General features: G+C 56.2%; 8 protein-coding genes and 1 CRISPR repeat array. Of the genes, 6 read left to right on the top strand and 2 right to left on the bottom strand.

The features are described 5' to 3' along the window. Genes cas1f through cas6f form a run of 6 tightly spaced genes read left to right on the top strand, consistent with a single transcriptional unit; the run spans window position 1 to window position 8,301 of the window. Window positions 1–981 (top strand): type I-F CRISPR-associated endonuclease Cas1f, encoded by a 981-nt coding sequence (gene cas1f, locus DW350_RS13895; protein ID WP_115719509.1) that lies wholly within the window; start codon window positions 1–3, stop codon window positions 979–981. Beyond that, entirely contained in the window at window positions 978–4,349 is a 3,372-nt protein-coding gene (gene cas3f, locus DW350_RS13890) for a type I-F CRISPR-associated helicase Cas3f (protein ID WP_115719508.1), read from the top strand. Before cas1f ends, cas3f begins: the two co-directional genes overlap by 4 nt. 38 nt (window positions 4,350–4,387) lie before the next feature. Then, a complete protein-coding gene (csy1, locus tag DW350_RS13885; RefSeq protein WP_115719507.1) occupies window positions 4,388–5,731 on the top strand; it encodes a type I-F CRISPR-associated protein Csy1 in 1,344 nt (447 codons plus the stop codon). Then, entirely contained in the window at window positions 5,724–6,695 is a 972-nt protein-coding gene (gene csy2 / locus DW350_RS13880; protein WP_115719506.1) for a type I-F CRISPR-associated protein Csy2, read from the top strand. The genes csy1 and csy2 overlap by 8 nt, the downstream gene beginning before the upstream one ends. A 14-nt stretch (window positions 6,696–6,709) precedes the next feature. Then, window positions 6,710–7,735: a type I-F CRISPR-associated protein Csy3 gene (csy3, locus tag DW350_RS13875; RefSeq protein WP_115719505.1), complete on the top strand. Its 1,026-nt coding sequence runs from the start codon at window positions 6,710–6,712 to the stop codon at window positions 7,733–7,735. Between the two features lie 2 nt (window positions 7,736–7,737). Then, the gene (gene cas6f, locus DW350_RS13870; protein ID WP_115719504.1) at window positions 7,738–8,301 is read left to right on the top strand and encodes a type I-F CRISPR-associated endoribonuclease Cas6/Csy4; all 564 of its coding nucleotides are present in this window, start codon (window positions 7,738–7,740) and stop codon (window positions 8,299–8,301) included. 129 nt (window positions 8,302–8,430) lie between these two features. Then, a CRISPR array of direct repeats spans window positions 8,431–9,895; the repeat unit is 28 nt; unit sequence CTTCACTGCCGCCCAGGCAGCTAAGAAA. A gap of 39 nt (window positions 9,896–9,934) precedes the next feature. Here the strand turns inward: cas6f and DW350_RS13865 are convergent. Together DW350_RS13865 and DW350_RS13860 are read right to left on the bottom strand one after the other, a co-directional pair. Next, window positions 9,935–11,485 (bottom strand): VRR-NUC domain-containing protein, encoded by a 1,551-nt coding sequence (locus DW350_RS13865; protein ID WP_115719503.1) that lies wholly within the window; start codon window positions 11,483–11,485, stop codon window positions 9,935–9,937. Then, window positions 11,461–13,752, bottom strand: coding sequence for a penicillin acylase family protein (locus tag DW350_RS13860; protein ID WP_192954685.1), 2,292 nt, complete (start codon window positions 13,750–13,752; stop codon window positions 11,461–11,463). Before DW350_RS13860 ends, DW350_RS13865 begins: the two co-directional genes overlap by 25 nt. Window positions 13,753–13,779 lie beyond the last annotated feature (27 nt).

Raw genomic sequence — 13,779 nt, 5'->3', positions numbered from 1 at the left:
ATGCAAGATTTTACACCGTCGGACATGAAGACCATTTTGCATTCCAAAAGGGCCAACCTTTATTACCTGCAGCAATGCCGCGTGCTGGTCAATGGTGGCCGGGTGGAATACGTCACCGACGAAGGCCAGCGTCAGCTCTATTGGAATATTCCTATCGCCAATACCACAACGGTGTTGTTAGGCACCGGCACCTCGGTTACTCAAGCGGCGATGCGGGAGCTGGCTAAAGCTGGTGTGATGGTCGGTTTCTGTGGCGGTGGGGGGACGCCGCTATTTAGCGGCACGGAAATGGGCATGGATGTGGCGTGGTTCTCACCGCAAAGCGAGTACCGGCCTACCGAATACCTACAAGCCTGGGTGCGGTTTTGGTTTAACGACGCACTGCGTTTGCAAGCGGCCAAAAATGTGCAGTTGGCACGAATTAACAGGCTGAAAACACAGTGGTTGAGGGATAAGGCGCTGCACAATGCTGGCTTTCAACTGGATAAAGCGCCATTGGAACAGGCCCTGGCTAGGGCGCAAGCCGATGTGCTCAAAGCCCAGGACCACACCACCTTACTGACGGAAGAAGCGCGGCTGACCAAGCTGCTCTTCAAACTTGCCGCCCAAGCCACCGGCTATGGCGATTTTGTACGAGCCAAAAACGGCACCGGTGCCGACCCTGCCAACCGCTTTCTTGACCACGGCAACTACCTGGCTTACGGCTTGGGAGCAACGGCCTGTTGGGTGCTAGGCCTGCCTCATGGGCTGGCAGTGCTGCACGGCAAAACCCGGCGTGGCGGCTTGGTATTTGATGTGGCCGATCTGGTTAAAGACGCCACTATTTTGCCCCTGGCCTTTATCAGCGCCATGCAAGGGGACGACGAACAGCAGTTTCGTCAGCGCTGTATCGAGAGCTTGACCCAGAGCGAAGCGCTGGATTTCATGATTGACCACCTCAAGGAAATTGCTACCACCTTGGGGCAGGAAGCGGCCCTATGAACGTGCTGCTGATCGCGCAATGTGACAAAAGAGCCTTGGCCGAGAGCCGCCGTATCCTCGACCAGTTTGCCGAGCGCCGAGGTAGCCGCACTTGGCAAACCAGCATTACCCAAGCGGGGCTTGATACGTTAAGAAAGCTGCTGCGAAAAACTGCTAGGCGAAATACCGCTGTGGCCTGCCACTGGATCCGTGGCCACGACCACAGTGAACTGGTTTGGATAGTGGGCGATGCCGGGCGCTTTAACGAGCAAGGCGCGGTACCTACCAACATCACCCGCCGCGATGTATTGCGTGCAGATGACGAGAACGACTGGCACTGCGGCGAGGCTATTTACCTGTTATCGGCCATGGCTGCCTTGATGCACGATTTAGGTAAAGCTTGCCTGGCGTTTCAGCGCCGCCTTAAAGGCCAATTGAGCGAGCGAAATCGCTATCGCCATGAGTGGATATCGCTGCGTCTTTTTCAGGCTTTTGTTGGCACCGATAGCGATGAGCTGTGGTTGCAAAGGCTGGTAGAACCCTCACCAAAGGACGATGCCCGTTGGCTTGCCAATCTGCAAAAAGACGGCCTAGACAGCCACTGCGATAGGCCTTTTACCAAGATGCCGCCCCTGGCCAGCGCCATTGGCTGGCTTATCTTAAGCCACCACCGGCTGCCGGCTTACCCTGCCTACAACCAGCATGACCAGCAACTGCCCTATGGCCGTAAAAACGACCAGCTTCAGGCCCAGCAGCTTCAGCAGCTACTCAGTAAAATCGACGCCCGCTGGAATGAGATTGTCGAGACCGCCGCGGCCAATGAGCTGCAAAGCTACTGGCACTTTGATGACGAGCTACCGGTTGTTACCCCGCTTTGGCAAAAGCAGGCCGCCCGAATCGCCAAGCGCCTGCAACTGGCCCAGCAGCACGAAAGCCCGCAGCGCTGGCTTGATAGCCCCTATGTCATGCATCTTTCGCGGCTCTGCTTGATGCTGGCTGACCACTACTATTCATCGCTGGGGGTCACTACCCATAGTGCCGATAAAAGCCGCTGCCGGGACCCGCGTCGCCTCTCGGCATTGCCTGGCTACCGGCTTTATGCCAATACCCTAAGGGCAACGGGCGAGCTCAATCAGCCACTGGACGAGCACCTGCTGGGGGTCTGTGCCCAAGCCGGAATTGTCAGCCATGCACTGGCAGGCGTTGAGCGCCACTTGCCAGCCCTGGCTCGGCACAAAGGGCTTCGAAAACGCAGCCAAAACCCGTGTTTTCGCTGGCAAGACAAAGCGGCAGACCTGGCGCTGTCTCTTCGGGAACGCTCGGTGCAACAGGGGCTTTTTGTAGTGAACATGGCTTCTACCGGCTGCGGTAAAACCCTGGCCAATGGCCGTATCGCCTATGCCCTGGCTGACCCTTTGCGCGGCGCCCGCTTTACCGTTGCCTTAGGGCTTAGAACCCTCACTTTGCAAACCGGCCAGGCCCTGCGAGAGCGTTTGCAACTTGGCGAACACGAACTGGCGGTACTGGTTGGCGGCCAAGCACATCGCGATTTACAAGAACACTACCAGCACCAGGCCGAGCAACATGGCTCTGCTTCTGCGGCATCGTTATCAGAGCCGCAGGACCATCTGTATTTTGAAGGCAATGGCCAAACCCACCCCCTATTAACGCGACTGATGCTTGAGGGGCGTAGCCGCCAGTTACTGGATGCCCCGCTCTTGGTATGCACCATCGACCACCTGATGCCTGCCACTGAGAGCTTGCGAGGTGGCCACCACATTTTGCCGATGCTGCGGCTACTCAGTAGCGACCTTATCCTCGATGAGCCGGACGACTTTGATTTAGCCGATTGCCATGGGTTGACCCGCCTGGTGTATTGGGCCGGCCTTTTGGGGCGGCGGGTGATTTTATCTTCTGCCACCTTGCCCCCTGCCTTGGTAGAAGGGTTGTTCAATGCTTACCTGAAGGGGCGCGAGGCCTACCAGCAATACCGGGGCGAGCTGGGTACGCCGCTTGATGTTTGCTGCGCCTGGGTTGATGAGCACCGCACCCAGCATAACGACTGCCCGGCCCTTGATGATTTTGCTAAAGCCCATCACAGCTTTGCCAGCAAACGCTATCGGCAACTGGCAGAAGACGAGGCCCGGCGCCTTGGGGCATTAGTTGCCTTGCCACCGGCGCCAGTCCCTCGGGATAAAGCCGGTGAAATGCTGGCACCTTTACTTATTGAACACATGCAAAAGTTGCATGCTGCCCACGGCCAGCCAGACCGTAAAAGCGAGAAAAGCGTCAGCTTCGGGCTTATTCGCCTGGCCAATATCGAGCCACTGATTGAGGTTGCCTTGGCTCTTTTTGCTGCCGAACTGCCTGCCGGTTGGCGCTTGCATTTGTGCGTGTATCACTCGCAGTTTCCGCTTTTCTTGCGCTCGGCCATCGAGCACCGGCTGGACTCGGCCCTTAACCGGCGTGACCCGGATGCGGTATTTGCGTTAGCGGATATACGCCAGCGGCTCGACAACCATCCCGAGCCGCAGCAGCTGTTTGTGGTGCTAGGCAGCCCGGTTACCGAAGTGGGCCGCGACCATGATTACGACTGGGCCATTGCCGAGCCCTCTTCCATGCGCTCGCTTATTCAGCTGGCCGGGCGCATCCGCCGCCATCGCTTTGGGGCCGCCAAGGCAGCTAACCTGCTTATTCTCGACACCAACCTTAAACACCTGGCTGAGCCTCGCCAGCCAGCTTTTTGCAGGCCCGGATACGAATCGCTTGGGCATCGCCTGCACGCGCATCGCCTCGGCGCTATTTTGCAGCCTTCCCAATACCGCGTTATTGATGCCCGGCCAAGGCTATTGGAACCCGCGCCATTAAACCCCAGTGGCCAGTTGGTGGATTTGGAGCACCAGCGCATTCGCGATGTGATGCACCCAAACCTCAGCGTGCCTTCGGTGACGCCTGGCCGCCGAGGGGCTAGCACCCCGGTAGTGCCGCCGCTGGGCGCTTACAGTTGCTGGGCCATTCCCCACATCGGTTTAACCGGGGTGCTGCCCCAGCGCTTTCCCTTTCGTGAAGACAACCGGCGTTATCGCGACTTAGTGTTTTTAGCCGATGACGACCAGCAGCAGTTGCTTTGTTACGAATTCATGCCCAAGGAATGGCAACCCATTCCAGTCGATAACAGCCTGCTCACCTACGACGACCACAGCATTTTCAGTGGCCAGAGGGTCAGTCCTTGGGCAGAAACCGATCTGCTGGTGGCCCTTAGCGCCCTGGCAACTGCCTTGGATATGCCGCTGGAGGATTGTGCCAAACGCTTTGCCACGGTGCGCCTGCCAGACAACGAACGAGGCTGGCACTTTCACCCGGTGTTGGGATTTAGGAAACGGAGGTAAAAGGATGAAAAGCAGAAATATCTTTGGGAGGCTTATTTATGGCTGACTTAGAAAGCCGATCTCAAAAGCTACGCGCGCTTATCGCCGAGTTTATCCAAGGGCGATTGGCTGCCAAGCTGGAAAAGCTAGTAGCGGATGACCCTAAATACGCTCTGCTCACGGCGCAGTATCAATATGACGCCTGGTTGGAAAGTGCTGCCCGCCGGGTAGGGCAAATCCAAAGTGTTACTCACACCCTCAAAGCCATTCACCCTGATGCCAAAGGCAGCAATCTTTACGTTAGCCCTGGCACCTTAAAAGCCCATTCATTGCTGGGTAGCCATGATTTGGCCGGTGGCTTTCAAGCCGATGTAGTGGGTAACGCCGCCGCGCTAGATGTGTACAAGTTTTTAAAGCTGACCGACGAGCATGGCAATACCTTGCTGGAACTGGCGCTGGCGGATGATGCTGCCTTCAAGGCGGCACTAAGTAAAGACGCCGCTAAGGCCGAGCAGTGGCTGGCAGCTTTTGCCAGCCTCCTTGGCAGCGATGGCGCTCTTGCCAGTCACCCACAGGCCAAACAAATTTACTGGTTAACCGGCGAAGACCCCTGTAACGACCTTCACTACCAGGTGTTGGCGCCCCTTTATGCCAGCTCGCTGGCCCATGAGGTTTTTACTCGCATCAACCAGCACCGCTTTGGCGAAGAAGCCAAAGCGGCGCGTGAGGCGCGCCGCAATGGCCACTTTCACGAAACCGGTTATTGCGACTACCCCAACCTGGCGGTGCAAAAACTCGGTGGTACCAAGCCGCAAAATATCAGCCAGCTCAACAGTGAGCGTGGTGGTAATAACTACCTGTTAGCGTCTCTGCCACCCAGTTGGGATACCAGCTTGCTTACGCCGCCTCTGAAAACCGATTCGGTTTTCAAGCGATTTGGTCGGCGCCCGGCTGTGCGCCAAACCGTCAAAGCCTTGCAGGGGTTATTAAAAGCCGAGCCACCGAAAAACCTGCGCACTCGCGAAACCCGTTTTTCCCTTACCTCAGCCGTAGTGGATGAGTTGCTGCAATTTGGCGCCGAGTTCTGGGAGCTAAACCCAGGTTGGAGCCAGCACCCCGATTGCCGCTTGGTGGAAGAAGAGATCTTCTGGCTAGACCCCTACCGCGCCAAATCGGACCTCGACTTTGCCGAGCGTCGCCAACAAGCCGACTGGCCACAGCAAATCCGCGAGCGTTTTGCTAATTGGCTTAACGCCCAGCTCCATAAAGCCGGGCTGCCGGTGGGCGACCCGGAGTTCGCGCAATGGCAAAAGGAGGTCAAGCTCGACGATGACTGGCGCCATTGGCTCAAGCACCTGCAACAAGAGCTGGATCAGTTACAAAAGGAGTTGAGCCATGACTAACTCGCCAGAAACCGGCTTGCTGGTAGTGCCCCGCATCAAGGTACAAAACGCTAACTGTATCTCCAGCCCTATGACCTGGGGCTTCCCGGCCATCACCGCCTTTACTGGCTTGATGACCGCGCTAGAGCGTAAAACCCATGGCCATACCGGCTTGCAGTTCTTGAGTGTGGGAGTGATCTGCCATCACTTTGAAGCCCAAGTTACCCAAGGGGGTTATACCCGTGCCTTTCGCCTGACCCGCAACCCCGTGGATAAAAACGGCTCAACGGCCGCTATTGTCGAAGAAGGGCGCGCCCACCTGGAGATCACCCTGGTATTTGGGGTGGCGGGGCAGGGCATGGCAGCAGACCCACAGCAATATGCCCAGATGGCCCAATACTGCGCCGACACCCTAGCAACCATGCGTATTGCTGGCGGTAGCGTGCTAGCTGCCAAGCCCGGCACCCGTGCTTTTTATCAAAAACCGCAACTTGTCAGCCTGGGGGATAGCACCGAGGCCCGGCATAAAATCTTTCGCACACTGTCTCGCCAATGGCTGCCGGGTTTTGCCCTGGTTTGCCGTGACGATTTACTGCAAGCGCGGCTGGAAGAGTTGCAACAAACCAACCCAGCGGCTTCGCGCCTTGATGCCTGGCTTGATTTGTCGAGCTTGCAGATAAAGCCGTTGCAACAGCAAGGCACTGACAAAGCGCAATGGCAAGCGCGGCGCCCGCCCGGCTGGCTGGTCCCCATTCCTGTTGGCTTCGGGGCTTTGTCCGACCCCTATGCACCCGGCCAAGTGGCTAACGCCCGCGACCCACGGGTGCCCTTTCGCTTTGTAGAAAGCCTTTATTCCATTGGCCAGTGGCTGAGTCCGCACCGGCTGGAGGGGCACCAGCAACTGCTTTGGTACCCCGTCACCCTGCCTGAAGAAGGCCTGTATCGCTGTCTTAACGAATTTACTGTTGAAACCTCTCACATTTGAAAAGGAACCTGAATATGGCAACTGCACCAGTAAAAACCGCTTCGGTATTAGCCTTTGAACGCAAGCTTGACCCCTCTGACGCGCTGATGTTTGCTGGCAACTGGCACGAGCGCCAGCAAAGCCAAGGCTGGCCAGGTATTAGCGTGGGAACCAAGTCAGTACGCGGCACTATTTCCAACCGCCTTAAAGCCAAAGAGTTGGACCCGGCCAAACTCGATGCCCAAATAGAAAAACCGAACCTGCAAACCGTTGATGTGGCGGCTTTGCAAGCCACTACCGACACCCTAAAAGTGGCCTTTACCCTGCGAGTGTTGGCCGGTACCGGGCAGCCCTCTGCTTGTAATGACATCGCTTATCGCGACAAGCTCAAACAAACGGTGGCCGGTTACGTGAGTCAGTATGGCTTTGCTGAACTGGCCAGTCGCTACGCCAGTAACCTCGCCAATGGCCGCTTCTTGTGGCGCAACCGCTTTGGCGCCGAGCAAGTAGAAGTGGTGGTTAGCCATCTGGTTGATGGCCAGACTCAGCAAAGCTGGACTTTTGATGCCTTAGCGCATTCGCTGCGTGAGTTTGGCAACCACAGCGCCGTGGCCGAGCTTGCCAAGCTGATTGAACAAGGCTTGGCTGGCGAGCAGCATGTATTGCTGGCCGTTAGCGCATTTGTGCGCCTTGGCGCCGGGCAAGAAGTGTTTCCATCCCAAGAGCTTATTCTCGACAAATCCCAGGGCGACCGTAAAAGTAAAACCCTTTACAGCGTCGAGGGTATCGCCGGCATTCACTCGCAAAAAATCGGAAATGCCCTTCGCACCATCGACACCTGGTATCCGAGTGAAGCTGGCGACGACCTAGGCCCTATTGCTGTTGAGCCCTACGGCTCGGTCACCACCGAAGGCAAAGCCTATCGCCAACCCAAAGCCAAAATGGACTTCTACACCCTGCTTGATAACTGGATCACCGCCGACAAAGAGCCAGCAAAGGAGCAGCAGCATTTTGTGGTGGCAACGCTTATTCGTGGTGGCGTGTTTGGTAAGGCGGATTAACCATGAACCACTACATTGATATTCGGTTGCGGCCCGATCCGGAGTTTTCGGCCGCGCATCTGATGGCCGCGCTGTTCAGTAAATTACATCGCATATTGGCACAGCGCGGCGAACTGCAAGTGGCCGTGAGTTTTCCGTTAATGGAGCAGCAACATGCCGGACTGGGTGGCGTGATGCGCTTATTTGGCGATGCCAAGCCCCTTGATATGCTGATGGCCGAGCCATGGCTGTTGGGAATGCGCGACCATACCGAGGTAGGTGCCATTGCGTTGGTGCCTGACCATGCACAATACCGGCAGTTAAAGCGGGTACAAGCCAAAAGCAGCCCAGAGCGGCTTCGCCGCCGCAGCATCAAATGTTTGGGTATCAGCGAACAGGAAGCCAAAGCGCGGATCCCCGACAGCGCTGCTAAATGGCTTAACTTGCCGTACTTGCAACTGCAAAGCGGCAGTACCGGCCAGCGGTTTCGCCTGTTTTTAGAACTTGGGCCATTGCAGCAGGCGCCGCAGCCTGGCCTCTTTAACCGCTACGGCTTAAGCCCATCAGCCACCATCCCATGGTTTTGACCCTTTTTTAAAAGCTCCATAGAGGCCTTTTAAAAACAAAACCTTACAGCGCAGCTTTAAAAAAGGGCTGCGCTGGCCTTTTGCACTATTGCTCTTTAACAATCAGAACGTTAGGTTAGACAGGCTCTACTTCACTGCCGCCCAGGCAGCTAAGAAAAGACAACGAAATGGCCAGAAACCAACCCAAGACTTCACTGCCGCCCAGGCAGCTAAGAAAAAAACAAGTGTCACAGGTGCCAGTTAGGTGGTCTTCACTGCCGCCCAGGCAGCTAAGAAAATTGAAAACCTTACGGATATGATAGGCGATAACTTCACTGCCGCCCAGGCAGCTAAGAAAGCCGAAAGCTTGAAGACTTGGGCTTTTCCCACCTTCACTGCCGCCCAGGCAGCTAAGAAAATCTGTTGCGGATAGCTTGAGCCGCCCTGCAACTTCACTGCCGCCCAGGCAGCTAAGAAATTCGAGGCTCGGGCGGCCCCTGTGATTCTACACTTCACTGCCGCCCAGGCAGCTAAGAAATCCCCCTTCCCCAAACCCTTCGCATGAACCTTCACTGCCGCCCAGGCAGCTAAGAAAAAATTGAGACGATGAAGCATAGGTTTCATTCACTTCACTGCCGCCCAGGCAGCTAAGAAATTAAGCGGGCACGGCGCCGTCGTTTTCAAGTTCTTCACTGCCGCCCAGGCAGCTAAGAAAGGCTGGCCTATTAACCTGAACGCGATCAAGTCCTTCACTGCCGCCCAGGCAGCTAAGAAATCGGACACCAGGCCCCGTTCAATGCCGGATGTCTTCACTGCCGCCCAGGCAGCTAAGAAAGCCAGAGTATTCCATTAGCATTAGCGAAATTACTTCACTGCCGCCCAGGCAGCTAAGAAAATTGATACAATCGCAGTTCTCCATCAAAACTTCTTCACTGCCGCCCAGGCAGCTAAGAAAAAAGACTGGGGAATAACGGTATACGTTTCATCCTTCACTGCCGCCCAGGCAGCTAAGAAATTCCGCTACCGGCGCGGCTATTGATTACAGTTCTTCACTGCCGCCCAGGCAGCTAAGAAATTGCTATACCGCCCTCTTGGTCAGCCGCTCTGCTTCACTGCCGCCCAGGCAGCTAAGAAAATCAGCGCACGGGCTTTGGCCAAAGGATCGCCCTTCACTGCCGCCCAGGCAGCTAAGAAAATAGAGGATGCTCTTGATATATGGGAATCGTTCTTCACTGCCGCCCAGGCAGCTAAGAAATTTCAGGCCCATTTTATGGGTTGGCTTTGGGCCTTCACTGCCGCCCAGGCAGCTAAGAAAAACTCAATACCGTTGATGGTTTCAATTTCATCCTTCACTGCCGCCCAGGCAGCTAAGAAATTTCAGGCCCATTTTATGGGTTGGCTTTGGGCCTTCACTGCCGCCCAGGCAGCTAAGAAATAATGCAAATTTCCATCTGGAACCTCCACCGTCTTCACTGCCGCCCAGGCAGCTAAGAAAATCCAACCGGCGTTAGCCGCGCCCCAAGCCACCTTCACTGCCGCCCAGGCAGCTAAGAAACGAAAGCTGGCGCTTATTCAGGAAGATGCAGACTTCACTGCCGCCCAGGCAGCTAAAAGATCAGGTGGGGTGGTCGCAGATAAGAGACGTTAACGCGTTTTAATTAAGGTGCAACACCGCGACTGGCAGGCCTTGGCTTGCCAGTGTTCTTAGCCAGCGCTTTTGCCCTGGCTGTAGGCGATCGCCGGGGCCTTTGACTTCCACCAGCCGGTAACCGCGCTCTTCCACAACCAGCAAGTCGGGAAAGCCGCTGCGGTGATGGCGTGGGTCGGCAAGATAGTGGCGAAACCAGGCCACTAAATGCGCGCCGCTAATATGGCGGCAAAGGGCTAAGCGCTGCTCGGTCCAAAACGGCCACTGCACTAAAGCGTTGGCAATACCGTATTTGTTGGCAAAGGTGATGTGGGCGCGCTGCTGCCAGCCGCTAGCGATGTCGGTTAGGCGCTGGTCAATAAGTGCCTGGCGGCGTGGGTAAAACTGCTGGCTGAATAGGTCGCGCGGGCCACGTTGAAAGGGGTGAAAAAAGGCGCCCGGTATGGGGGCAAAGATAATGTCCCAGAACAACAAACCAAAAAGACCGGTCATTAGCTGGTTTTCACTGTGCATGCCGTCTGCAAAGTAACACAGCGCTTTTTGTTCAACGCTTTGCTCGCCCGCCAGCAAGGGCTTTTGCCATTCTGGCAATGTACTCACCGCTTGTTGCGGCAACAGCTGGCCGCATTTTTTGGCCAACCGCTGGCCGAAAATATCAATAAAATCCTGTTCACTGGCATCTTTTGGCGCCTGAATAATGGGCACTAAGGCTTGCCAGGCAGCTTCTACCCCTTGTTGTTTTTCCAGTACCCGCACTCGCCGTTCCCGGGCGGGTGGCAGGCTGAGCTTTTCATAAAAGGCCAGGGCCTGTTGCCAACACCCAGCCCGTTCCAGGCGGCGGGCCAGCTGCAAGGTTAGCCGCTGCCAGCGGTTATCGTCCCCTTGGGGCCAGCTATCGGCGAGGGCAACCAAGGCCTCGTCATCCGTGGCATCGAGCGTTTTGGCCAGTTCTGCCAATTGAAAGTGGCGTTCCAGGTGGGGGCGGTCTTGGTAAAAACGGCTGGCGCTATCAAGGGGGTAGCTTTCATAGCGCACATGTTCAAGGGTGGTGGTAATAAATTCACTAAGGTCTTGATAAGCATTACCAAAATAAAGCAGCAAGCAGCGACGAAACAGGCCTTCATTTAAGGTTTGCCACACCCAAAAGGGGAGAGCTGGCACTGCCATTAGCTGCGCTTGTTGCAGTAAAACCGGGCGCTTTTGTTTGGCATCAAGGCCATAAAAGTGGCCAATTTCGGCTTTGGTCAGTAACGGCAAAATAACGCTATTGTCCGCCGGGGCGGGGGCAATAAAGCCGCTTTTTGCCAGGTGGTGGATAGCCTGTTCTACATCAAGCTCGCGGTAGTGCAGCTTGTCTTGGCGAAAGCAACTGCCGCGGCGGCTAAGAAAACGCGCATAAAGGGCTCTTGCATCCACTGGCAGGGCGGCAAAATCGGCCAGCAAGGCTTGTTCGTCGCTATCAAAAAGGTCGCCGTAGCGACCTTTTACCGCCGCCAGCAGGCTTTCAAGGTGGTCAAGATAATAGGTGCCGGTTAGGGCGTTAAGGTCAGCTGCCATCGCATTTCCTGCGGCATTAATGGCTCGGGGTGGCCTTGTTGCCAGTCTTGTTGCCCGGCTAGGTAATAAGGGCTAAAGGGGTTACCGCTTTGGCCACCGGGCATCACTAAAATGCCGCGGTCTTCATGGCCTGGGGTCACCACCAGCCGCTCTGAGGCACCAAACTGGGCAGCGGTAACGTGCACCGCGTAGCTGTCGCCCGATTGCGGCCGCATTGGCGCATCCAAAAAACGAGAAAGCCAGTCGGGCAGGGCGGATGACAAGGGGTGGCGGATATGGCTTTGGTGCACGCTGCCCCAGGTTGGCCAGCCGGCATCGGCGCTGTGGGCAACCTGGTGGGCGGCTTGTTCGCTCAGTAGCCCTTGCCAGGTGTCGTAGCCCGCGGGTAGCAAGTTGGCAGGCTGCTGGCTAACCAGTTGGCGCAGCGGATATTCCCATTGGCTACTGAGGGTTTGTGCCGAAAAGCCCGGTAGCAGGGTGTTGAGATGATAAAAGGGCGAGAACAGCAGCCCCAGCATCGACTGGCGAAAATCGTGGATGAGCACAAAAGCTTGTGAATCTGCGGAAGCTGTGCCGTCCCAGTTATCCAGCAAGCGGCGGGCTTTAACAATATCGGGCGACGGCGGCATTTGTGTTAACTGGTGGGAAAGCAGCGCGGCCCAAAAATCGTAAATAGGCACCTTGTTGTTGTATTGCATGGCAAAAAAGCCTTTTTCATCCCATAGGTTTTGGCTTTTTAAAAGGTCGCGAATATTGCCAGCGCGTTCGCCCAAGGCGTAACCGCCATCACCAATGCGGCTTAGGTCGGCGCCGCCCAGCATGCGCTGGTTAGCGCTCCAAATGCGGCCATCAGGCGGGTTGATACGTTTGGGGTAGGCACTGGCGGGCAGGCTGTCGTGCCAGCTGACATTGGCTTTGGAAAGGTCAACCGGGTCTAGGCCGGTATAGCCCTGGCGTTCCGGAATGGACCCGGCCAGGGTCCAGGCAACGTTGCCACGGTTGTCCGCCAAAATCAGGTTTTGGGTGGGAATGCCCATGGTGGGGGCTAATGCCAAAGCGCAACTGACGTCAGGGCAGTCGATAAGCTTCATTAAATTAAGGTTTACAGCATTGGCTTGCTGCGCCGTCCAAAGCTGGGCATAAGGTTGGCCGCCTGGCAATTTGCCCATAACCGGCCCCCAAATACTGTCTTTCACGGTCAGGGTTTTCGACTTGCCGCTGCTGCTGGTAACCACTTCTTTGTGTTCGGTAAAGGCTTTGGGGCCGTCTTGGGTTTGGTATTGGTTATTACCCAGCTTATTAAGCACAACCAGATCGGAAAAATCGCCGTAGGAATTGGTAAAACCCCAAGCAATATGGCCATTAGACCCCACCACCAGGGCCGGAGCGCCAGGCAGGGTTAGGCCCACTTCGGTGGTGCTGCCCACCCGAGCGGCCATGCGATACCAGACATTGGGCACTTGCAAGCCTAGGTGCATGTCGGAGGCCAACATGGCGGCGCCGTCGTTGGTAAAACGCCCGGCAATGGCCCAGCCGTTGGAACCGGGATGTTGCGGATCTTTGGGCGTTACTGGCGTTTGCAGGTTAGGAAAGCTGCCGTCAGGCACTGTGGCTTTTTCTGGATAGGTGTCGTCGAGGGCGGCATCAAAGCTGCCACCGAAGGGAAACCAGAAGCGCAGCTGCGCCGGGTTCAGGCGCGCTTTTACGGCGGCAAGGCTCCATTCACGTACGGCGCTGTCACCTTGTAAATCCAGATACATGCTGTCTATGACCAGCAAGCTGTCTGCCGGTGTCCAGGGTTTGGGCTTTTGCCTTAGCAGCCAGTATTCAAAGGGCGGTGTTAACAAATCACTTAAGCCTTTGTTAACACCGTTGCTATAGGCTACCAACACCGCGCGTTGCTGCGGCGGCAGCGCGGCTAACTGCTGTTCGGCCAAGGCCCGAAAGCGATGACGGCGTACGTCCAGATCATGGGGCAGGGCTTTATCACCCACCAATGCCGCCAGCTCGCCAGCTGAAAGCCGGCGCATTAAGTCCATTTGGAAAAAACGTTCCTGGCCGTGCAGATACCCCAGGGCTTGGGCCAGGTCGAGCTTGTTTTTGGCGAGAATCAGCGGCACGCCATTTTTGTCGCGGTTAATGACCACCGACGAGTTCAGGCCCGGCACTTGTACGCTGCCGTCCAGCCTTGGGGTACTGAAATAAAGAATCAGCAGGGGTGAAACAGCAAGTAACGCCAGAATGAATGCACCGATACGCCATTTCACAATAATTTTCCTTGCTGTTTCAGGTCA

It is taken from the genome of Gallaecimonas mangrovi (assembly GCF_003367375.1).
GTDB lineage: Bacteria > Pseudomonadota > Gammaproteobacteria > Enterobacterales > Gallaecimonadaceae > Gallaecimonas > Gallaecimonas mangrovi.
Note: the sequence above shows the minus strand (reverse complement) of the source record. Positions and strands in the feature narration are given on the sequence as shown.

What these genes read in the sequence shown, in the direction of transcription:
- cas1f (WP_115719509.1), top strand. Translation starts at nt 1, where the DNA reads ATGCAAGATTTTACACCGTCGGACATGAAGACCATTTTGCATTCCAAA.
- cas3f (WP_115719508.1), top strand. Translation starts at nt 978, where the DNA reads ATGAACGTGCTGCTGATCGCGCAATGTGACAAAAGAGCCTTGGCCGAG.
- csy1 (WP_115719507.1), top strand. Translation starts at nt 4,388, where the DNA reads ATGGCTGACTTAGAAAGCCGATCTCAAAAGCTACGCGCGCTTATCGCC.
- csy2 (WP_115719506.1), top strand. Translation starts at nt 5,724, where the DNA reads ATGACTAACTCGCCAGAAACCGGCTTGCTGGTAGTGCCCCGCATCAAG.
- csy3 (WP_115719505.1), top strand. Translation starts at nt 6,710, where the DNA reads ATGGCAACTGCACCAGTAAAAACCGCTTCGGTATTAGCCTTTGAACGC.
- cas6f (WP_115719504.1), top strand. Translation starts at nt 7,738, where the DNA reads ATGAACCACTACATTGATATTCGGTTGCGGCCCGATCCGGAGTTTTCG.
- DW350_RS13865 (WP_115719503.1), bottom strand. Translation starts at nt 11,485, where the DNA reads ATGGCAGCTGACCTTAACGCCCTAACCGGCACCTATTATCTTGACCAC.